At 73.5% G+C, this 19,422-nt stretch carries 20 protein-coding genes; 8 read left to right on the top strand and 12 right to left on the bottom strand.

Features of this window, described 5'->3' with window-relative positions; all coding sequences use genetic code 11:
* The first annotated feature begins 7 nt into the window (after positions 1 to 7).
* Positions 8 to 4,696: a HEAT repeat domain-containing protein gene (locus ACZ4XJ_RS01030; protein WP_468494835.1), complete on the top strand. Its 4,689-nt coding sequence runs from the start codon at positions 8 to 10 to the stop codon at positions 4,694 to 4,696.
* Here ACZ4XJ_RS01030 and ACZ4XJ_RS01025 read toward each other — a convergent pair.
* Positions 4,672 to 5,127, bottom strand: coding sequence for a GNAT family N-acetyltransferase (locus ACZ4XJ_RS01025; RefSeq protein WP_468494834.1), 456 nt, complete (start codon positions 5,125 to 5,127; stop codon positions 4,672 to 4,674). The two genes, ACZ4XJ_RS01030 and ACZ4XJ_RS01025, sit on opposite strands and share 25 nt — an antisense overlap.
* Before the next feature lie 223 nt (positions 5,128 to 5,350).
* On the opposite strand from ACZ4XJ_RS01025, the gene ACZ4XJ_RS01020 reads away from it, so the two are divergent.
* On the top strand, positions 5,351 to 5,875 hold the full coding sequence (locus ACZ4XJ_RS01020) for a MepB family protein (protein ID WP_468494833.1): 525 nt from the start codon (positions 5,351 to 5,353) through the stop codon (positions 5,873 to 5,875).
* Between the two features lie 100 nt (positions 5,876 to 5,975).
* A complete protein-coding gene (locus ACZ4XJ_RS01015) occupies positions 5,976 to 6,467 on the top strand; it encodes a flavin reductase family protein (protein WP_468494832.1) in 492 nt (163 codons plus the stop codon).
* Between the two features lie 192 nt (positions 6,468 to 6,659).
* Here the strand turns inward: ACZ4XJ_RS01015 and ACZ4XJ_RS01010 are convergent, their stop codons facing one another.
* From ACZ4XJ_RS01010 to ACZ4XJ_RS00990, 5 genes are all read right to left on the bottom strand, one after another.
* Positions 6,660 to 6,932, bottom strand: a complete 273-nt coding sequence (locus tag ACZ4XJ_RS01010; protein ID WP_362875536.1) for a DUF4404 family protein — start codon at positions 6,930 to 6,932, stop codon at positions 6,660 to 6,662.
* A gap of 484 nt (positions 6,933 to 7,416) precedes the next feature.
* Positions 7,417 to 7,683 (bottom strand): DUF4235 domain-containing protein, encoded by a 267-nt coding sequence (locus ACZ4XJ_RS01005; protein ID WP_362875535.1) that lies wholly within the window; start codon positions 7,681 to 7,683, stop codon positions 7,417 to 7,419.
* Complete coding sequence (locus ACZ4XJ_RS01000; protein WP_362875534.1) at positions 7,680 to 8,168, bottom strand: DUF3618 domain-containing protein; 489 nt, start codon at positions 8,166 to 8,168, stop codon at positions 7,680 to 7,682. The genes ACZ4XJ_RS01005 and ACZ4XJ_RS01000 overlap by 4 nt, the downstream gene beginning before the upstream one ends.
* Entirely contained in the window at positions 8,165 to 8,581 is a 417-nt protein-coding gene (locus ACZ4XJ_RS00995) for a phage holin family protein (RefSeq protein ID WP_468495430.1), read from the bottom strand. Before ACZ4XJ_RS00995 ends, ACZ4XJ_RS01000 begins: the two co-directional genes overlap by 4 nt.
* Positions 8,582 to 8,758: 177 nt before the next feature.
* Positions 8,759 to 9,823, bottom strand: a complete 1,065-nt coding sequence (locus tag ACZ4XJ_RS00990; protein ID WP_468494831.1) for a YihY/virulence factor BrkB family protein — start codon at positions 9,821 to 9,823, stop codon at positions 8,759 to 8,761.
* Between the two features lie 274 nt (positions 9,824 to 10,097).
* Here ACZ4XJ_RS00990 and ACZ4XJ_RS00985 point away from each other — a divergent pair, with 274 nt between their 5' ends.
* Complete coding sequence (locus ACZ4XJ_RS00985; RefSeq protein WP_362875531.1) at positions 10,098 to 10,580, top strand: ATP-binding protein; 483 nt, start codon at positions 10,098 to 10,100, stop codon at positions 10,578 to 10,580.
* Between the two features lie 24 nt (positions 10,581 to 10,604).
* Here ACZ4XJ_RS00985 and ACZ4XJ_RS00980 read toward each other — a convergent pair whose 3' ends face one another.
* From ACZ4XJ_RS00980 to ACZ4XJ_RS00970, 3 genes are all read right to left on the bottom strand, one after another.
* Positions 10,605 to 11,495, bottom strand: coding sequence for a YihY/virulence factor BrkB family protein (locus ACZ4XJ_RS00980; RefSeq protein ID WP_468494830.1), 891 nt, complete (start codon positions 11,493 to 11,495; stop codon positions 10,605 to 10,607).
* Between the two features lie 65 nt (positions 11,496 to 11,560).
* Complete coding sequence (locus tag ACZ4XJ_RS00975) at positions 11,561 to 12,382, bottom strand: DUF1206 domain-containing protein (RefSeq protein WP_468494829.1); 822 nt, start codon at positions 12,380 to 12,382, stop codon at positions 11,561 to 11,563.
* Entirely contained in the window at positions 12,379 to 12,837 is a 459-nt protein-coding gene (locus ACZ4XJ_RS00970; protein WP_468494828.1) for an SRPBCC family protein, read from the bottom strand. The genes ACZ4XJ_RS00975 and ACZ4XJ_RS00970 overlap by 4 nt, the downstream gene beginning before the upstream one ends.
* Before the next feature lie 502 nt (positions 12,838 to 13,339).
* On the opposite strand from ACZ4XJ_RS00970, the gene ACZ4XJ_RS00965 reads away from it, so the two are divergent.
* Entirely contained in the window at positions 13,340 to 14,542 is a 1,203-nt protein-coding gene (locus tag ACZ4XJ_RS00965) for a mechanosensitive ion channel family protein (RefSeq protein ID WP_362875527.1), read from the top strand.
* 90 nt (positions 14,543 to 14,632) lie between these two features.
* On the opposite strand, the gene ACZ4XJ_RS00960 is transcribed toward ACZ4XJ_RS00965, so the two are convergent.
* Positions 14,633 to 15,787, bottom strand: coding sequence for an aromatic acid exporter family protein (locus ACZ4XJ_RS00960; RefSeq protein ID WP_362875526.1), 1,155 nt, complete (start codon positions 15,785 to 15,787; stop codon positions 14,633 to 14,635).
* Positions 15,788 to 16,154: 367 nt separating this feature from the next.
* Between ACZ4XJ_RS00960 and ACZ4XJ_RS00955 the strand changes: the two genes are divergently transcribed.
* The 3 genes from ACZ4XJ_RS00955 to ACZ4XJ_RS00945 are packed head-to-tail and all read left to right on the top strand — an operon-like array spanning position 16,155 to position 18,133.
* Positions 16,155 to 16,820, top strand: coding sequence for a HemK2/MTQ2 family protein methyltransferase (locus ACZ4XJ_RS00955; protein ID WP_362875525.1), 666 nt, complete (start codon positions 16,155 to 16,157; stop codon positions 16,818 to 16,820).
* The gene (locus ACZ4XJ_RS00950) at positions 16,804 to 17,172 is read left to right on the top strand and encodes a CDGSH iron-sulfur domain-containing protein (RefSeq protein ID WP_468494827.1); all 369 of its coding nucleotides are present in this window, start codon (positions 16,804 to 16,806) and stop codon (positions 17,170 to 17,172) included. Before ACZ4XJ_RS00955 ends, ACZ4XJ_RS00950 begins: the two co-directional genes overlap by 17 nt.
* Entirely contained in the window at positions 17,105 to 18,133 is a 1,029-nt protein-coding gene (locus tag ACZ4XJ_RS00945) for an iron-containing redox enzyme family protein (RefSeq protein ID WP_468494826.1), read from the top strand. The genes ACZ4XJ_RS00950 and ACZ4XJ_RS00945 overlap by 68 nt, the downstream gene beginning before the upstream one ends.
* Before the next feature lie 416 nt (positions 18,134 to 18,549).
* Here the strand turns inward: ACZ4XJ_RS00945 and ACZ4XJ_RS00940 are convergent, their stop codons facing one another.
* Positions 18,550 to 18,990 (bottom strand): hypothetical protein, encoded by a 441-nt coding sequence (locus tag ACZ4XJ_RS00940; RefSeq protein WP_362875522.1) that lies wholly within the window; start codon positions 18,988 to 18,990, stop codon positions 18,550 to 18,552.
* A gap of 188 nt (positions 18,991 to 19,178) precedes the next feature.
* Positions 19,179 to 19,394, bottom strand: a complete 216-nt coding sequence (locus ACZ4XJ_RS00935) for a DUF6243 family protein (RefSeq protein WP_468494825.1) — start codon at positions 19,392 to 19,394, stop codon at positions 19,179 to 19,181.
* Between the last annotated feature and the right edge of the window lie 28 nt (positions 19,395 to 19,422).

The following is a 19,422-nucleotide window of genomic DNA, read 5'->3' as shown; positions in this document are numbered from 1 at the left end:
TCCGACGATGATCACGCCGGAGCACGGACCCTTCCACGACGCGGTGTGCCGAGCCGACACCAGCCGGCTGACCGACCACCTCGATCCGCGGCTCTGCTCGCCGGCCGCCTTCGAGACCCTCGTACGGCACGAGGACCCACACGTGCGGCACCTGGGGCTGGTACTCCTCGCCGAGCGCGTCGCCTCCGGCAGCGCCGGCGGTGAACGGGAGACGGTCGAACTCGCGGAGCTGCTGCCCGCGCAGGTCGACGGACCGCCGGAGGCCGCCCTCGTCCTGGCGCGGCTGCACGAACGACTGTGGCCGTACCTCCCGCCGGAGCGCCGGCCGGCATGGCGCACGGCCGATCTGCCGGCGCGGGTACGGATGGCGTGGCTGCGCGCCGAGTTGCTGAACGAGCCGACCGTGCTCCGCCGGGAGCCGCCGAGCGAGCTGCTGCACCAGGCCGTACGGGAAACGAAGGCCACCGAAGCCCGCCGACCCGAGCAACTCGTCGGCGAGCTGCTGGCGACCGGCGATCCCGAACTGCACGCCGCGGCGCTGCGGCTGGCCCGGGAGGGGCTGCACGCCGGAGTGCTGGGTCCCGCCCTGGTCCGCGGCCACCTGATCGGCCTGCTCGGCGCCGACGGCGCATCCCTCGTCGTCGCGGCCCTGAACGAACTCGGCGAGCCGTGGGCGGTGTTGGAAACCCTGCCGGCCGGGCTCCTGTTCCCCCTCCTCGCGGCCGACGCGGTGGCCGCACGCCCCCAGCCGGCCGCCGCAGCGCTCGTGGCCGCGGCCCGGCACGGGCACAGCGAGCTGCTGTGGCAGGTCATCGAGGACACGCAGTCGCCGCCGGCGCTCCGTCGGCGCGGGATGGAACTGCTGGGCGACCTGGCGGACCGCGGTGACATCGACGCGTTGACGGCCGTCGCCGCCCGCGATCCGCTGTTGTTCGGCGGCCCCGCGCTGACCTGTCTGCGCGGGCTCCACCGGCGCGGGCACTTCCCCGACGCGCCGCTCGTCCCGTCCCTCATCGACCTGGCCCTGGCCGACCACTCGATCCCGGCCCAACAGGTCGCGACGATCCTGTTCACCTGTCGACGGGCGCTGTTCCAAGCCCTCGTGGAGGCGCCCGCGGACGACCCGAACTGGCCCCGCCGACTGGACCTGTTGGTGGCACTGGCGGGCCAGGGGACCGGCGAGCTCCCGATCGGGGACGCGATCACCCGACTCCTCGCCTCGGCGCCCGCGCCCGTACCCTTCCTCCGTGCGATCCGCGCCGTACGCCACACGGACGCCGAGGACGCCGTGATCGCCCTCCTGCCGACAGCGCCCGCGGCGGCCCTGGACGCCCTGGAGGCCATCGGCGGCGACCGTACGGTGACGGCGCTGCGCGACGGACTCGGCCTGACCGCGCAGGACGGCGCGGGCGTGATCGCGCCGCACCTGCGCACCGTCCGCAACCGGGCCCTCGAAGTGCTGTGGCACCTGACCCACGAACCGGCGCAGCGACGCGCCCTTCTCGTACGCCTCGATCCCACCGACCTCCCGGTACGCGTCGCGGCGGACCTCGCAGGCCCCGACGAGCGGGAACTCGCCCTCCTCAGCTCCCACTTGGACCCGGACGAGCCGGTGGCGTCCCTGTGTCGACTGGCCGCCCACGGCAGCGCCGCCACCCTGCCCGCCATCGCGGACCTGCTCCTGCGCGTCGTGACCGATCTGGCCGCCGCCGCGGAACCCGGAGCGAGCGAACTCCCGCGCCCCGAGAACGGCGCGCCGGCCGGGGAACCGGTCGTACCCCGGGAGATCGTGGACGCCGTCCACGGCCTCGGACGCCGTCTCCACGACCGGGGACGCGTCAGGCCGTCCTGCCTGCTCGACGTGTCGACCGCGCAGGAGGCCGGACACGCGATCGTCGCGACGACGGCCCTGGACCTGCTGGACCGGCCCGGACTGACGAACGCCGAGCAGGCGATCCTGTGCGAACTCCTGCTCCGCGCCCCTTGGACGGGCACCCGGGCGCGGGCGCACCACCTCCTGCGCCACCGCGACCGCCACGTGCGCAAGCACGTCATCGCCCTCCTCGCCCGCGACGCCGACGGGGACGGCGCGCAGGCACTGTCGGCGTCCCTGATCGCGCTCACCGCCGCCGGCGACGTCCAGACCGTCCGGCAGGCGCTGTGCGCCCTCGGGCAGGCAGGGGCCCGCTGGGCCGCCGGCGCGATCGCCGCACGTCTCGACCACCCGAACATGAACATCAAGAAGACCGCCGCCGAGGTCCTGGTCCACGCGGGAGCGCCCGACGCGGTACCGGCACTGCTCCGGGCGCTCGGACGATACGACAATCCGGCTCTGCGCGACGCGCTCGTCAAGGCGTTGCGCGCCGTTCTCGGTCCCGCGTACCCGGCGACCGTCCTCGCCGCCGCCGAACACGGCGAGGGCGGCCGCGGTCGTGAACGGCTGCTGGAAGGACTGGACGGCGCACTGTCGGCCCGGGCGGTCCTCGCCCTGCACCGCCAGGCGTCCCCGGTCGCCCCCGGTCTGCTCGCCCTGGTGGCCGAAGCCCGGCTCACCCTCGCGTCCGGGAGGGTCGAGGAACTGTCGACGGCCCTGGCCGGGCACGGGATCAGCAGGCCCGCCGCACCGTGGACGGCCCCGCGCTGGGCAGCGGACCCCGACGTCGACTCGCTACGGACCGCGGGTTGGGATCCGCTCATCGCCCTCCGCATCGCCGCGAGGGACGAGCTGCCGCGTTCCGGGCGGCTCTACGGGCTGCGGGACATGCTGGCGGACTGCCTCCGCCTCGCCGCGTCCGAACCCCTGACCCGGGGCCGCGTACTGCGCCTCACGCTGCGGCTCTGCTCCGCACCGTGGACGACGGACGAACTGGCGGCCTTCGCGCGGTGCGTCGGCGTCCTCCTCGACGGACTCGCCGAGGTCGGGGCCGCCGACCGGGACGACCTCGTCGACGTACTGGAAGCGGTCGCGCCGACCCTGCCGGCGGTCGCGCGGCCGGCCGTCGTCGAAACGGTACGCGCGTTGCCCGCCGTACCCGGGGCACGCCGGTCCACCCTGCCGCTCCTGCGCGGCCTCGGCGCCGTACTGGTCCGCGCCGACCTGGACCGGGCCCTCGCCTCGGCCGCGCTGGACACCGACCCCCGGCGGGCCGGGACCGCCGTGCTACGGGAGGCGTTCGCCACCGCGCAGGAGACCGCGCAGGAGACCGCGCACGCCGGGCCCGCCCCGGCCGAGGCCGACGCCGCAGCGGCCGCCCGGACTCGGGCGTGGCGGGCCGCGCTGGCCGGCGCCGCGCGCACCCCCGCCGCCCTGGAGGAATTCCGTCGCACCTGCCGCCCGGGGGAACAGGACGAGGTCCCGGGCTCCAGGGACCGCCTGGCCGCCCTGATCGAGGCGCACGGCTCCGCGGGCCCCGAAATCCGCTCCGCCCTCGTCGACTGGATGACCTCCCTCCAGCCCCTCGACGCACCACCCTGGACCCTCACCGAGCCCGTCCGCGCGCCGGCCCGCCGACCTCGTACCGTGCACATCGACGACCTGGACCAACCCCGATCGACCGCCCTGCGGGAGCGGCTGCTGGCCATGCTCCGGGCACCCGACCCGGACCGCCGGCACACCGCGGCCCGGACGCTCATGGAGTGGCCCGAGCCCGCCGCCGGGCTCCCCGTGCTCCGGGCGTTCCTGCGCGGCGACATCGACGTACCCGTCGGCGCCGACCTCGCCCGCCACCTGCACGCCATCGGCGAAGCCGAACTCCGCGCGGACGGCGTCCTGCACGACAGGGTGGCCCTCGTGGCGGGTCGCCTCGACCCGGAAGACCTCGAACCACTGGTCCCGCTGCTGCTGCAATGGTGGGAGTCCGATCCACCGGCCACCGGCGCCGCCGCCGGCCTGGCCCTGCGCCAAGTACCCGCCGACGCGCTGGCCGAACACCTGCGGCCCCGCATCGACGCCGGCGCCCGGGGACTCCTCGACCTGCTCCGCGGACGCCCCCTGCTGCGCACCCCCGCGCTGACCCGGACCTGCCGGCGGCTGCGCGCCGAGGGCCGGGACGACCTCGCGGACGGACTGCTCCTCGTCGACGGCCCGCTGCGCCACCCGGACTCCGCCCGCCAGGACGCCGCCGCGCAGGCCGCGCTCCGGGACCGGACCGCGGCCGCCTCGGCGGCGAGCCGACAACCCCCCTCCCGGCAGGAGCTGTTCGAGCTGGCCCGCACGGGCGACCCGGTACGGATACGCCGCGCGCTCACGCGACTGGCCGAGGGACACAGCGGCCCGGACGCCGACTTGGACCCCGAACTGCGCGAGCTGATCGGCGTGTTGCTGCGGCACCCTCAAGCCAAGGTGCGCGTGCACGCGCACCGGACCTCGCGGGCCATGCTCGATCGGCCGACCCACCTCCACCACACGTCGATCCTGCTGGACGATCCCCGACCGGATCTGGTGCGCACCGCGATCCGCACCCTCTGCCACGCGACGTGGGAACCCGCGATCCCCGCCGTGACCGGGCTGCTGGACCACCCGCATCCCGTCGTGCGCAAGGCCGCGGTCGAGGGACTGGTCGCCCTGGGCGGGCCGGCGGTCCCCGCCCTTCGCTACGCGGTGGACCACGCCCGTCCCGACAAGCGGCCCCGCTACACGGACGTGCTCGACCGGATCACGGGCGCCGAGGATCAGACGCCGGGAGTCATGTCGTAGGTGACCCACATGGTCCGCGTGGCCACCTGGTCGTACTTCGACCGCGCCCGGTGGTTGTCGTCGGCGGTGATCCAGCGCACCACGCTCCAGCCGCGCTCGGCGGCGATCCCGCGGAGCGCGCCGAGGAGCAGGTCGGCGGCGCCCGAACCGCGGTGTTCGGGCGCCACGAACAGGTCGTCGAGGAAGCCGCCCACGGTCGCCGACAGCGGCCGGGCGTACGGACGGAAGTGGGCGAGTCCGAGGAGCCGTCCGTCGGCGTCCTCGGCGACGAGCGCCTCGACCTCGTGGCCGGGATCGTTCACCCACGACCAGACCGTCCGGGCCGCCTCCTCGGTCTGCTCCACCCGGTAGAAGTCCGCGTAACCGCGGTACAGGGCGCGCCACTGCGCGAAGTCCTCGGATCGGACGGCTCGGACGGTGATCTGCGGCATGTGCGGGACTCCAGGTGGGACGGGTGGGGCATGACCTCCCCTTCGGCAAGGGCAATCGATCATCCTGCAATCGGTGTGCCGCCGGATGTGCCACGGTGTCGAAAGGCCGCCCGCGCAAGCACCTGAATGGACAGGTGAGGGGCCCCTCCCGCGGTGTCGTCGACCGTCCCGCGCGTCAAGGTACCCGGCCGTCGGGCCCCACACCGGATGGCAGGATGGAGGGATGCCGTCGAACCCGCCCTGGACAGGAATCCACGACGACTTGATGGAGGCGAAGTCACGGGTGTACGACCCCGGTGGCTTCACCTGCTCACCGCCGGTGTCCGAACCGGAGGGCGCCGAGTACGCGGCCCGGGCCTTCACGCTCGACGGGCTGGCCGTGAGGTTCCGCGTGGCCAGGACCACTCCGACGAAGGCAGGCCAGTTCGTCACCGTGTGGGTGAGGTCCGTCGAAGGACCGATCCGGCCCTTCGACGCCGAAGACGGAGTCGATCTCGTCGTCATCAGCTGCCGGGACCGGGGCGGCTTCGGACAGTTCGTGTTCCCGAGGGACGTGCTGTGCGAGCGCGGCGTCATGTCGCGGAACCGCATCGGCGGCAAGCGGGGCTTCCGCGTCTACCCGCCCTGGGTGACGACGACCAACCGCCAGGCCGACAGCACTCGGAGTTGGCAGGTGGAGCACTTCCTGGACCTCGGCGGACAGGGCCCCGCCGACCTGGTACGTGCCCGGAGTCTGCACCGGTCGTAGCCACGTGCCCCAACGCTCCTCACGCCCCCGGGATTCGGTGGGGAGCTGCGGGGTAGACGACGCCCGGCGGGGCGGAGCGGTGCGGACGGAGGGATCGGTCATGGCGCGGACGGGGCTCGACGCATTCGCCGAGGTCCTGGACGGCCCCGTGTACGTGGTCACCGTCGCCTCGGCCGGCGAACGGTCCGGTTGTCTGGTGGGCTTCGCCTCGCAGTGCTCGATCCGCCCGCCGAGGTTCATGGTGTGGCTGTCCACGCTCAACCACACGTTCCGCGTGGCCCGCGGCGCCTCCCACCTGGCGGTGCACGTCCTGGACCAGGACCAGCGCCCGCTCGCGGAACTGTTCGGTGGCGAGACGGGCGACGCGGTGGACAAGTTCGCCGGAGTCGACTGGCGCCCCAGCGCCGACGGAAGCCCCCTGCTGGCCGACGCCTGCGGCTGGTTCGTCGGCCGGATCGAGTCCCGGATCGACGGGGGAGACCACGTGGGCTTCCTCCTGTCGCCCACCGAGGTGTCCGAGCCGGCCCCGACCGCGCCGACCCTGCTGCGCTACGGCGACGTGCGGGACATCGCCCCGGGTCACCCCGCCTGACAGCGCCCCCGCCCGCCGGCGGGCGCTGCCCTCGGCTCCACAGGGGCTCCGTCGGCTTCTTCTACCTCGCGGGGCGCTGCGACTCGTCGTGGAACAACGGGCCCAGGAGCGCGCCACCGAACACGACGACGCCGACCCCGACGAGCCAGTACGTCGGCATCCGACCGCCCCGGGCCCGGCGTCGGAAGGGGCTCAGATGCCGATGTTGGCCAGACTGACGCCGAGGTTGCGCAGGGCGGCCGACAGCGAGGGGTGCTTCACCTCGAACCGTTCGGCGCTCTGGTTCAGCGACTCACCCACACCCGTGTGGCTCGCTTCCCGGTCCGCTTCCCGGTCCGCCTCCAGCTTGTCGAGGAGGGCTTCCAGGTGATCGCGTTCCTGCGGGGGGAGGTGGGGGCCCGAGGTCAGGAGTTCCGCGCGCAGGGCCCTCAGCCGCTCGTCCGTCGTCATCACGTGCTCCGACACGGTGTCTCCTCGTCGTTCTCCGCCCGTGCGACGGGGTCTGTCCCCGGGGCGGCTACGGCTCGCATGCCCCGTCGCGGGGTCCGCACGCGCGGCCGGCCCGTACGGATCACCCGGTGGCCGGGTCTGGGCCCGTGCGGGTCAGGCCACCGTCCGCGCCCGGGCGTACGCCGTCGCAGGCACGCCGACCAGGGCGACCGGCCAGGACGGCGGGGGCGCACTGGACGCTCCGGGGACGGAGAGGGGTCCCACCGCCGGCAGGTGCAGATGTTCGCGGAACCCTTCCGGGCGCCGACCGGAGCGACGGCGCATGGGCGCGCGGACGGGGCGGAATCGCTCGCCCCGTACGGCGGGGGGTGCGCCGGTCCGGGCCCGCGCGGGTTCGGCGGCGTCCGGGGGCCGGCCGACAACGGCCGCGCGCCGGGGCCGCCGGCCGGGCGCGCGGGCGCGCGTGCGCCCGCGTCCCGGCGCCCTCCGTCGCGTCCGGTCAGCCCGGCCAGGTTCCCGTCACGCGCCGGGTGGCGACGGCGCCCGACCGGTCGACGGCGGCCTTGACCACCGCGAAGATCGCGCCCTGGATCGCGGCGGCGATCAGGATCTCCTGCCAGCTGCGGTCCTCGTCGGTGGCGTCGGGGGCGTCGCCCTCCCCTTCGATCAATTTCCAGGCCTGCTTGAAGGCCATGCCGGCGAGCATGCCGCTGACAGCGCCCAGGGCCAGCCCGACCGGACGGTAAGCGATCTTCGTTGCGTTCACTTGCGGCCCCGGCCGCGGCGGATCAGCAGGAACACGACGACAACGGCGCCGACGGCGAGCAGCGGGGTCCGATTGGCCCGCACCGTCGTCGCGGCGTGACCGGCTCGTTCGAGGATGGGATCGGGCGTCTTCTCGGACGCCAGCGCGCCGGCCCGGGCCGTGGTCTCGCGGACCTGCGCGGCAGCCCGGGAGGCCTTCTCCAGGATCGGGTCGGGCGTCTTCTCCCGTACGAGGTCCGCTGCCTGCTCGGCCTTCTCCCGGATCTGTTCGGTGACCAGTGCCGCCTTCTGCGCCGCCTCGTGCTTCACCGCCGCCGTCTTCTCCTTCGCCTGGGCCTTCACGTCCGCCTTGGCCGCCAGGGCCTCGACGGTCTGTCCCAGCTCGTCGCGCGTGTGCGCGATCTGCTCCCGCAGCTCGGCGGGGGTGGGAGCGGCGGTCGTGGTGGGCTCGTTGTGGGCCTGTGCCCGGTCGAACTCGTTGCTCATCGGTGTGCCTTCTCCCTGATCACGGCCACATCGGCCTTGACGCTGTCGATGGTCTGTTCCGGCGCGGCCGGGACGGCCCGCGCGATCTGCTTCTTGCCCGCCAGGCCCAGCACGGCCGCTGTCGCGGCCAGCACCACGGCGACGATCAGGGCGGAGAGCCACCAGGGCATCACCAGGGCCAGCGCGGCGATGCCCGCCGCCACCAACGCCTGCGCCGCAAGGATGCCGAGGAGGCCGGCCCCGCCGAACAGGCCGCCGCCGGTTCCGAACCGCTTGCCCTTCTCCGTCATCTCCGCCCGGGCCAGGCGCATTTCCTCCCGGACCAGTTCCGAGATCTGTTGTGAAGCCCGCGAGACCAACACGCTCACCGACGGATCGGCGGCGTGTGCCCGCTGTTCGGTCGTAGTCACGATTCGTCCCTCTCGTCCTCGTCTTGTTCCGGCCCCGCTCGACCGCCGGACGGTACGGGCCGAGGGGCGCGGGGTGGTGCGTGGCGTCATGTGCCTGTTCATCACGCGGCTACCCGGTAACCGGGCGGCCATCCGTCCGGTTACCGGCAGGTGCGGGTGCATCGCCGGCCGGCTCGTGGGTCACTCCATGCGGCGGCGTTGCGCGTCGCTCCACGCGGCGGTGTCGCGGGGCCGTACGTAGGGCTCCTCGTCCGCGGGCAGCCCGCCCGCGATGGCGCGCTGGCGGGCCAGCTCCGCGTCGAATTCGAGGCCCAGGAGAACGGCCAGGTTGGTGATCCACAACCAGACGAGGAAGACGATGACGCCGGCGACCGTGCCGTACGTCTTGTTGTAGGAGGCGAAGTTCGCCACGTAGAAGGCGAAGCCCGCCGAGGCGAGCATCCAGATGGCCAGGGCCAGGAAGCTGCCGGGGGTCACCCAGCGGAATCCCCGGCCCTTGGCGTTCGGGGCCGCCCAGTACAGCAACGCGATCATGATCGTGACGAGGAGCACCAGGACCGGCCACTTGGCGATCGACCACACCGTCAGCGCGGTGTCGCCGATGCCCAGGGCGGAACCCGCCCGCCGGGCCAGACCGCCGGTGAAGACCACGATCAGCGCGGCGGCGCAGGCGAGCAGCATCAGGATCACCGTCAGCGCGAGGCGCAGCGGCAGGACCTTCCACACCGGCCGCCCCTCGGGCACGTCGTAGACGGCGTTCGAGGCGCGGATGAACGCGGCGATGTATCCGGAGGCCGACCACAGGGCGACGACCAGACCCACCACGGCCATGAGCGAGCCGATGCCGCTGCGGCCCCGCAGCTGCGTCACCGCGTCGCTGAGCACGTCGTTGACCGAACCGGGAGTCAACTGCTGCACGTTGTCGAGCACCTGCTGGGTCGTGGACTCGCCGGCGATGCCCAGCAGGGACACCAGGACCAGCAGGGCCGGGAAGAGCGCCAGCACCCCGTAGTACGTCAGCGCCGCGGCGCGGTCGGCCAGCTCGTCCTCGGTGAACTCCTTGACCGTCCCCCGCAGCACGGCGCGCCACGACCGTTTCGACAGCGAGGTCGGCTCGTCGGGAGCCCGGCGTTCGATCTCGTCGTCCGGCCCCGCGCCGGTGCTCCCGGCGGTGTCCCGGTCCGCGCCTGCGGTGTCCCGGTCCGCGTGTTCGCCACCGCGGCCTGTCTGCGAGATGCGTGTCATACCGCGCGGCTGTCCACCATCTCGCCACTCATGCCGCCCGGTGGAGCCCCGAACGTGCCGAGCGGGCTCGGGCACCGCCGCCATACACCCGTACGGGGAGACCCGTGAAGCCGACGGTGTTCGGGCGGCCAGGGCGGGCATACGCGGTCCGGGGACGACGGTCACCCGCGACGGCCGCCCCGCGGCCCGCGGACGGAGCCGCTTCCCCGCACCGAACGGCAACTCAACGCACACAGCAACGCAACCGCACACAGCAACGTCAACGGTCGGGGTGATGAGAGTGAACACGACGGGAGCAGCCAAGGGCGGACCTCCGGGCACGGTGGTACCGGTCATGGGCCAGAGCCGCAGGCTCACCCTGTGCAGCATCCGGGGCGCGGTCGGCAAGGGCCGCGACTTCACCCGGCGGACCCTGCGGGACTGGGGGTGGGACCACGAGGAGAGCGCCGAGGACGCCCTGCTCGTCGTCTCCGAATTGGTGGCCAACGCCACCCTGCACGCCGGTGGCTGCCACGAGCTCGTCCTGACGGCCGGCGAGACCCTGCGCATCCACGTGGTCGACGGTGCGCCGGTGCCGCCCCGCCCCCGTCCCGTGGCCCGGCCCGGCGTACCCGGTGGGCACGGCCTGCGCGTCGTGCAGGTGCTCTCCGACCGGTGGGGTTCCTACCGGCACGGCAGCGGCAAGGTCGTCTGGGCGGAGATCGACGGCTCCCGGTTGGCCGGCGGCCGGGGCCGGGCGGTGCCGGCCCCGGCGTGAGCCTCGGGAGGTTGCCCGAGGGGTTCAGGCGGCCCGCTGGAGGACTTGCGGCGTCCGCGCGCGTTCGGCGTTGAACTGGGCTCCGGTGAGCAGGGCCAGGTTGGCGAACCAGAGCCAGACCAGGAACACCACGATGCCGGCCAGCGAGCCGTAGAGCCTGCCGTACGTGCCCAGCTCCGTGTAGAGCGTGAAGAACCCCGAAGCGGCCAGCCAGAGCAGCGCGGCCAGGACGCCGCCGGGCAGTCCCCGCCGGGTACCCCGGCTCTGGGCCGGGCCGGTCCGGAAGAGGATCAGCACCAGGAAGGTCACGACCACCAGCAGCACGGGCCAGCGCAGGAACGCGACGACGTGCGGACTGTCCCCGCCCGTGGCCCGCACCACCCAGCGGCCCACCGGCCCGGACACGACCAGACCCACGGCGCCGGCGACGAGCAGCACCAGCAGCGACAGGGCGTTGACGATCAGCATGTGGGCGGCCCGCAGCGGAGGCCGCGTCTCGGGGACCCGGTGCATGGTGTGCAGGGCCCGACGGAACACCGCCAGGTAGCTGCACGCCGACCACACCGAACTGACGAGACCGCTGATCAGCAGCGCCACCATCGAGGAACGTTCCGCCAGCAGGCCACTGAGGGCGTCGCGCAGCACCTGCGCCGATTGCGGCGGTGCGTACGAGGTCAATCCGGTGATGAGCCGGTCCGTCGTGGCCCCGCCCAGCAGCCCCACCAGGGAGACCGCGATGGCGAGCGCGGGCAGCAGCGCGAGGACCGCGTAGTACGTGAGGGCGGCCGCGTGGTCGGCCAGGTTGTCGTTCCAGACACGGACGGCCGTGCGCCGCAGCTCGGCGCGGGTGCGCGCCGCGAGGCCGGCGGTGGGCCGGCCGACGGGGCGCGGGGCGGTGCGGGGGATCTCGGTCACGCTGCGCAGGTGCCCGACAGGGCCCCGCGCATGCGTCCGGTACCGGGCCCGCGCCGCCCCGGGGATCAGACCTCGCGCCAGCGGGCCATCGCCCAGGAGAACACCCCGAAGAGCATCAATCCGAGAGCGACCGCCACCAGCAGCCAGGGTCCCGCCGCGGTCTGGGTGAACGACCTCAAGGTGTCGTCCATCCCCTTGGCCTGCGACGGGTCGTAGCGGACCGCCGCGTACACGATGAAGCCGCCGACGGCCGTGAACACGGCGCCCCGGGCCAGCCCACCGGCCACGCCGACGAAAATGACGGCCTTGCGCACGCCCGGCGACACGCCGGTCATGGAGAGGTGCTTGCGGAAGTGACGCCGGGCCGCCTGCACCGCGATGACCACGCCGGCGATGGCGATGCCGAGTCCGGCCGCGCCGACCAGCCACTGACCGGCGGGCAGGTCGAGCGCCTTGGCGGTCACATCGCGCGACTGCTGGTCCCCGTTGCTGCCGCCGCGGCCCACCGCGAACGCCAGGACGGAGAACGCGACGACCGCGTAGAAGACCGTCCGACCGGCCGACGCCAGTCGCTTCGTCGCCTTGCCGCCGTCGGGTCCGGCGGCGCCGAACACCGCCTCGGACAGGCGCCACAGCATCATTCCGACCAGCCCGATGCCGATGGTCCAGATGAGGACGATGCCGAAGGGCTTCTCCGCGAGTTCCTGGAGGGCGCCCTGCCGGTCGGCTTCCTGGCCTCCGTCACCGAAGGCCACGCGCAGGGCCAGCAGCCCGATCAGCGCGTACAGCACCCCGCGCGCCACCAGTCCGCAGCGCGCGGTGACTTCCCTGCCGCCCCCGCCGCGAGCGGCGCTGCGCAGGCCCTTGTTCGCCGTGGTGTTTCTCATCCCTGTCGGACCTCGCCCCGCCGTGCGCCGGTTTCGGTTCCGCGCGCTTCGATGAACATCTTGAACCGCTTGAGATCGCCGGCCACCTGCCGCTTGACGACGCCGAGCTTGTCGGCGGCGGTCTCGGCGAGCCCCTCCGGCATCCAGGTCATGTGCAGGACAACCTTGGTGGTGGTCGCGTCGATCGGCTGGAAGGTGACCATGCCGGCCTGCCGCGGTTCACCGTCCACCGTCATCCACGTGACGCGCCGGTCCGGGAGCTGGTCGGTGATCTGTGCGTCGAACTCGCGGTGCACCCCGTTCACGTTCGTCACCCAGTGGGTGAGGGTGTCCGTGTGCTGCTCGACCCGCTCGACGCCTTCCATGAAGGCCGGGAACGCGTCGAACTGCGTCCACTGGTTGTAGGCCGTGCGTACGGGGACGTTGACCTCGACGTACTCCTCGACGTGCGACATGCGCACCCCTTCCGTGTCGTCGGCGACCCGCACCCGTGGTGCGGACAGTCGCGCTGAGGGTCCTCTCAAGGCCCGGCTACCCGTCCCGGTCCGCCGCATGCGCAGGTGGCGGGCCTCCGGGGCCCGGGTCGGCGTACCGGCGACGTACGTGCCCGGAACGCAGGACGGCGGCCGCACGCGGTGCCCGGGGGGACGGGACACCGGCGTGCGACCGCCGATCTCGGCGACTCGCCGCCCCGCTCGAGCGGTGACTCGCCGACATTGACCCGTATGGCCCCGATCCGCGGGGCCAAACGGCGGCACGGAAAAAAGATTTCGTGCCGATCTCCGCCTGATCCGCCGCAGTCCTCGCGCGCGGAGGGGCGTCCGCACCGTGTCGCGGCGCCCGCGGGCCGCGGCCGGACCCCCGGTATCGGCTCCGCTCGGACCGCCCCCCGGTGTCGGCCGCACTTGGTGGGGCAAGCGCGTGGAAGTCCATGCCGCCTACATTCGCTGAGGAGATATGAACGACGCTCTTCGCCTGCTGACCGTCCTGGGGGGCTCGCTGCTGCTGACCTTCGTGGCCGGCTGGGCCGTCGACCTGCTGCTGCGCCGAGCCGACGGGCGCCACCCCGAAACACCCCTGTGGAACCTGCTGCGCCGCTGCCGCCGCTCCCTGCAGATCGTGCTGCTCGCCGCCCTGCTCCGGGGCGCGTACCGGCAGATAGCCTGGCCGCCGCTGCAGGACAACGCCGCCACCGTCGGCCGGATCCTCTCGCTCACCCTGATCGGCGCGGGCGCCTGGTTGATCGTGGCCATGACCTCCGCCGTCGTCGAGTCGGCCTACGTCCGCTACGCGACCAGCACCCGTGACCCGGCCCGGGTACGCCGGGTCCGCACCCAGGTGACGCTGATCATGCGGGTCGTGACGGTCGTCGTGGCCGTCGTCGCCATCGCCGCGATGCTCCTCACCTTCCCGAGCTTCCGCGCGCTCGGCACCTCGATGCTCGCCTCCGCCGGAATCATCGGCATCGTGGCCGGCATCGCGGCCCAATCCACCCTCGGCAACCTGTTCGCCGGTTTCCAGATCGCGTTCGGCGACATGGTCCGCATCGGGGACACGGTCGTGGTGGCCGGTGAATGGGGCGTGGTGGAGGACGTCACCCTCACCTTCCTCGCCGTACGGACCTGGGACGAACGCCGGATCACGATGCCCGTCTCGTACTTCACCACCCGCCCGTTCGAGAACTGGTCACGGGGCGGCGTCCAGATGACCGGCACCGTCTTCTTCCACTGCGACCACTCGGCACCGGTCGACCTCATGCGCGACAAGGTGCACGAGATCCTGCACCACTGCCCGGAGTGGGACGGCCGAGGCTGGGACGTCGCCGTCACCGAGACGACCCCGTCCACCATGGTCGTGCGCGCGATCGTCACGGCCAAGGACGCCGACGACCTGTGGACGGTGCGCTGCGCGGTCCGGGAACAGGTGATCACCTGGCTCACGGAGAAGCACCCCGACGCCCTGCCCCGCCTGGCCTTCGCGGCGGCGCCGCGGTCCGGCGACGCGCCGCTCGACGGTTCCTTCGACGGACGGTCCGCGGATCGGTCGGACGGCGGGTCCGACGGCCGCTTCGACAGCCGGTTCGCGGAACGGTCCGCCGGCCGGTTCGAGGAACGGTTCGACGGGTCGGCCGCGCGCGGTGCGAAGGGCGGAAAGGCCTGACGCGTTCCGCGCACCACGGAGGGGGGCGGGGGTCCGACCGGACCCCCGCCCCCCCTCCGTCATGCGCGGACCCGTCGGCGCGGACCCGGTTCAGGACACCTCGGCGAGGGCCTGCCGGCCCGAGCGGAGGTCGGCCAACAGGCGCGCGGCGTCCGTGAGCAGCGTGCCCTGCACGGTATGGACGACCGGCGAGGCGTTCGGGGAGGTCAGCTCCCGCCGGGTCACCACATCGAGTTCCTCGGCCGCCCCGTCGATCCTCTCGTCGAGCCGGCCCGGGTCGGTGGGGGACGTCTGGCCGATCTCCCGCATCGCGGCGGCCAGCGCGCGCAGCACCGTGCCGTAGCCGGGCCGGAAGGAAGCCGGCAGGCCGCCGAGCTCCCGGCTACCGAGGGCGTGGTGCAGGGCCCGGGTCATCGAGCGCAGGTGATCCGTGGCACGTTCCGCGATGGTGATCGCCTCCCGCGCGCGGGTCAGCGCCAGGTTCGCGCCGTCGATGCTGCGCCGCGGGTTCAGGTGACCGTTCTCGATCTCGGCCTCGATGCCGTTCCGGATGCGCTCGCACTCGGCGGACAACAAGTGCCCGTCCCGGCGCCACCGGCCCAGCCGCTCCCGATCGGGGTCGCTCGCTTCGAGGGCGTCGGCCAGGTCGTCCAAACGCTCGCTCATGGTGGCGTAGAGGTCCGCGACGGCCTGCTGCCGGTGACGCGCGTGCCGGGCCGGAGCGAGGACGAAGTGCGCCGTGAGACCGCAGAGCGCGCCGATGCCCACGGACCCGGCCAGGTGGCCGATGTAGCCGATCTGACCCTGGCCGGACGAGAACGCGAAGAACCCGACGATGGCGACCTGGGTGCCCTGCCGCCCCAGCCGTTCGATCCGCCCGACGCACAGCGCGAGCAGCGTGAGCAGGCCGAACGACCATCCGTGGATGCCGGCGACCGCAGCCAAGGTGGCGGCGAGCAGCGCACCGGCCGCCACCGCCAGCAGGTACTGGACGCAATCGCGCACCGAGCGGTACACGGTCGCCTGCAACGCCAGCAGCGCGGTGAACGGTGCGAACGTCGAGACCGCCGGCGGCAACAGGTACCGCGCCGACACCCAAGCGGCCATCGCCGCGACGACCGTCTTGGCGCCGAGTATCAGCTCGTCCCGTTCGCTCCCCGCCGCGCGCACGGCGCGCCGTACGTACCCCGCCCGATCCGCGGCAGCCGCCCTCAATCGATCCCGCACATCCACCCACTCGGGCAAGACGGACCACCTCCACGGGCCCGTATGCCCCGCACCCCGGAGGGAAACGTCGGGCGGCGGCGCACGACCCCGGTGTGCAGGACGTCACGCTCCTGAACGGGAGGTCCCCGAGTTCCGGGACGCCGTCCAGCCCCCGGCCCCGGTGCTGCCCGGGCTGCTGAGCGGACTGAACGGACGGGGGCGGGACGGAACGACCTGTGGGAAACGAGGTAGTCCAGCTGCTGCTTCGTCTGTTCCTCCGAAGATCGACGCGCGCTGGGTGATGTGCCCCGCGGAGGGCAGTCGCAGGGTGTCGCCCATCGCCGCGGCCCGCTCGGCGGGCCGCATACGCACCCGGAGGTACGCGGTGTCCGGTACGGCTCTGCCCTTGGCCACGCTCCCCGTCGGTCTGCTGGCCCTCCCCGGCGTCTACCAACCGCAGGCGGACACCCGGCTCCTGGCCGAAGCGCTCACCAACGAGGACCTGGGTCCCCACAAGCGCGTCCTGGAAATCGGTACCGGCACCGGGGCGCTCGCCCTGCACGCCGCGGGCAGGGGAGCACGCGTCACGGCGGTCGACGTCTCCTGGCGCGCGGTGGCGACGGCGCGGCTCAACGCCCTGCGCCGACGGCTCGCGCTGCGCGTGCTGCACGGGGACTTCGAAGCACGCGCCGCGGGCCACCGCTACGACCTGGTGATCAGCAACCCGCCGTACGTCCCCGCTCCCCAGGCCCGGCTGCCGTCGCACGGCCCGGAGCGGGCCTGGGACGCCGGTCTCGACGGACGCGGGGTCATCGACCGGATCTGCGCGGGCTCCCGGGACCTGCTGCATCCCGGAGGCGTCCTGCTGATGGTCCACTCCGCGATGTGCGGGGCGCAGGAGACCGTCGACCGACTGGCCCGCACCGGGCTGTACGCCGAGGTCACCGCGACGGCGACCGTGCCGTGGGGCCCCGTCCTGCGCTCCCGACGCGCCTGGCTGGAGCAGCAGGGCCTCGCGGCCGAGGCCGAGCAGTGGGAAGAGCTGGTGGTGATCCGTGCCCAGTACCTCTGACAGCGCCCCGAGCGGAACCGGTGGCAACCCGGCCCGTGACGCCGTCCCGCACGAGGCGCGCCGAGCCCCCGCCGACGGACGGGCCCGCCGGGTGTCGGTGGACCCCCAGGGCCCGGTCCTGGTAGAGGGGCCGGTCGAGATCGTCCTGGACGACGGGACGGTCGCCCGGTCCGACCGCTTCATGGTCGCGGTGTGCACCTGCCGCCGCAGCCGCACCTACCCCTGGTGCGACACCAGCCACCGCCGTCGCGAGCGCGCCGCCCCCCCGACGACAGGAACGCCCGATGACTCCTCCCGCCCCGAGCACGACGGCGACCGCCGCCGGACCCCGTCTCGTCGAGGGGCGGGGTGAGCTGTCCCGGGCCGTGATCGACGCCCTCCGATCGGGCGGGTCCCCGAGGTACACCCCCGGATCCGTAGGGCGGGCCGACCCCTGGGGCGACGACCTCCAGCTCGCCCTCTACCTCCTCTACGAGCTGCACTACCGGGGCTTCGACGGCGTGGACGACGAGCGGGAATGGGACCCGGACCTCCTGCGGCTGCGCCGGGAGCTGGAGGACCGCTTCCTGCACGCCCTGCGCACCGAGCTGCCCGACGTGCCCCGCTCGGTCGAGGAAGCCTTCGCCCCCCTGCTCGTCGAGCCCGTCGACCTCTCCGGCAGCCTCAGCCGCCACCTCGAAACCGACGGCGAGCTGTGGCAGCTGCGCGAGTACGCGGCCCTGCGCTCGCTCTACCACCTCAAGGAAGCCGACCCCCACGCCTGGGTTATCCCCAGGCTCACCGGACGGGCCAAGGCCGCCATGGTGGCCATCGAGTACGACGAGTTCGGGGCCGGCCGGGCCGACCGCGTCCACGCGCGGCTCTTCGCGGAGCTCATGACCGACCTGGGACTCGACCCCACCTACGGCCACTACCTGGACCAGGGGTCGGCCCCGCTGCTCGCCACCGTGAACCTGATGTCCCTCTTCGGCCTGCACCGGGCGCTGCGCGGAGCCCTCGTCGGCCACTTCGCGTGCGTCGAAGTCACCTCTTCGCCGGGATCCAGGCGGCTGGCCAACGCCATGCGCCGCTGCGGGGCCGGACAGGCCGCCGAACACTTCTACGCCGAGCACGTGGAAGCCGACGCGGTCCACGAGCAGATCGTCCGCCACGAGGTCATCGGCGGCCTCCTGGCCACCGAACCGGAACTGGAAGCGGACGTCGCGTTCGGCTGCGCGGCGACGGTGCTCCTGGAGGACCGCCTCGCGGACCACATCCGTGGCGCCTGGGACCAGGGACGCAGCGCCCTGCGCACGCCCCTGCCCGAGCACTGACGGCCCCTCCCCTGAAGAGAGACAGACGTCGGCGGCGCCCGGGGCTCACGCCCGGAGCGCCGCTTCGACGTCCGGCGTTCTGGACGAGGAGCCCGAGCAGACCGGAGTCGGCGTGGACGATGCCGGAGACGTCGACGATCGTCCGCGGGGCCGGCGCGGACCGGGCGGCGGCAACGGCCCTGCGCAGCGGCGCCACGGCGCCAGAACGAGCACGCGGCAGCCGTCCGCGCGGCTGGGCAACCGGGTCACCCCGCCCCTCGAGCACGGCGGCCCGCCAGGACCGGATCGGCCCACCGCCCCGACGGGGGCGCGCGGCCCGGCCGGGGCGGACGCCGAAGCGGCACCTCATGGTGCACCGGCTCCCACGGAGCCGGCGCGGGCCCGACGGAGAGCCCCGCCGGCATCCACCGTCGACGTCATCGGGGAGCCGCTCCGTGGCCGAACCAGTGACCACGACGCCGAGGCTCCTCCGCCACCGGCTCGCCGGTCGCGGGACGGACGTCGTCGCCGGTCCCGGTCATGGCGCGGGCCTCGTCACGCTGCTTGATCAGGTCTTCACGCTCGCGGTCGACGACGACCGACTCGCGTCGGGACGCGCCGAGCTCACGTCGGGCACGCGCACGGCGGGCCGAACGCCGGGCACCGAGCATCACCAGCGCCAGGCCCAGGAGGGCCGCGGCTCCCACGATGATTCCGATCAGGAACAGGGATCCGGTCGAGCCGGTGGCGTGGTAACCGAGGATCGAGAAATCACCACCGGCGTCGAGCGCGTGTCCCGCGCCGAAATTGCCGAAGATTCCGATCAGGCCGACGATGGCGGCCACGATCAGGATGATGAGTCCGAGGATGAGGATCATGAAGGTGCTCCTTTGATCCGTGCCCGGTAGGGGGCCGTACACGGCTGGCGCCTACCCCTGCTGTGCACGGTCAAGCCAAACCCGGCCCCGGATGCGGCGGCCGGGCCCGACACGGCAGCAGGGCCCGGACCTCGCGTCGTCGAGGTCCGGGCCCTGCCCCGTGCGGTGCCGCTCGTGGCGGCGCCACGTCAGGTCTGTGCGGTGTCGTCACCGGTCTGCTCGGCGCCCTCGGTCACGCCCGCCTTCTCGCGCATCTTGCGAACCAGCTCCGCCTTCTGGTCGGCGGCGTTCTTGCGGTCGAGGTTGCGGTGCGGACCGTTGTTCTGCCGCTCGGCGCGGGACAGCTTCTTGCGCTGGCCGCCGCCCTGGCCCACGGGGTTGTTGATGTTCTTGCTGTCGGTCACGGGTTCTCCCGGTGATGCGGTGAAGTGA

Source organism: Streptomyces sp. NPDC029836, assembly GCF_055574495.1.
This window is presented reverse-complemented; position numbering and strand designations above follow the sequence as displayed.

What these genes read in the sequence shown, in the direction of transcription:
- ACZ4XJ_RS01030 (WP_468494835.1), top strand. Translation starts at nt 8, where the DNA reads ATGATCACGCCGGAGCACGGACCCTTCCACGACGCGGTGTGCCGAGCC.
- ACZ4XJ_RS01025 (WP_468494834.1), bottom strand. Translation starts at nt 5,127, where the DNA reads ATGCCGCAGATCACCGTCCGAGCCGTCCGATCCGAGGACTTCGCGCAG.
- ACZ4XJ_RS01020 (WP_468494833.1), top strand. Translation starts at nt 5,351, where the DNA reads ATGCCGTCGAACCCGCCCTGGACAGGAATCCACGACGACTTGATGGAG.
- ACZ4XJ_RS01015 (WP_468494832.1), top strand. Translation starts at nt 5,976, where the DNA reads ATGGCGCGGACGGGGCTCGACGCATTCGCCGAGGTCCTGGACGGCCCC.
- ACZ4XJ_RS01000 (WP_362875534.1), bottom strand. Translation starts at nt 8,168, where the DNA reads ATGAGCAACGAGTTCGACCGGGCACAGGCCCACAACGAGCCCACCACG.
- ACZ4XJ_RS00990 (WP_468494831.1), bottom strand. Translation starts at nt 9,823, where the DNA reads ATGACACGCATCTCGCAGACAGGCCGCGGTGGCGAACACGCGGACCGG.
- ACZ4XJ_RS00985 (WP_362875531.1), top strand. Translation starts at nt 10,098, where the DNA reads ATGAGAGTGAACACGACGGGAGCAGCCAAGGGCGGACCTCCGGGCACG.
- ACZ4XJ_RS00975 (WP_468494829.1), bottom strand. Translation starts at nt 12,382, where the DNA reads ATGAGAAACACCACGGCGAACAAGGGCCTGCGCAGCGCCGCTCGCGGC.
- ACZ4XJ_RS00970 (WP_468494828.1), bottom strand. Translation starts at nt 12,837, where the DNA reads ATGTCGCACGTCGAGGAGTACGTCGAGGTCAACGTCCCCGTACGCACG.
- ACZ4XJ_RS00965 (WP_362875527.1), top strand. Translation starts at nt 13,340, where the DNA reads ATGAACGACGCTCTTCGCCTGCTGACCGTCCTGGGGGGCTCGCTGCTG.
- ACZ4XJ_RS00945 (WP_468494826.1), top strand. Translation starts at nt 17,105, where the DNA reads ATGACTCCTCCCGCCCCGAGCACGACGGCGACCGCCGCCGGACCCCGT.
- ACZ4XJ_RS00940 (WP_362875522.1), bottom strand. Translation starts at nt 18,990, where the DNA reads ATGATCCTCATCCTCGGACTCATCATCCTGATCGTGGCCGCCATCGTC.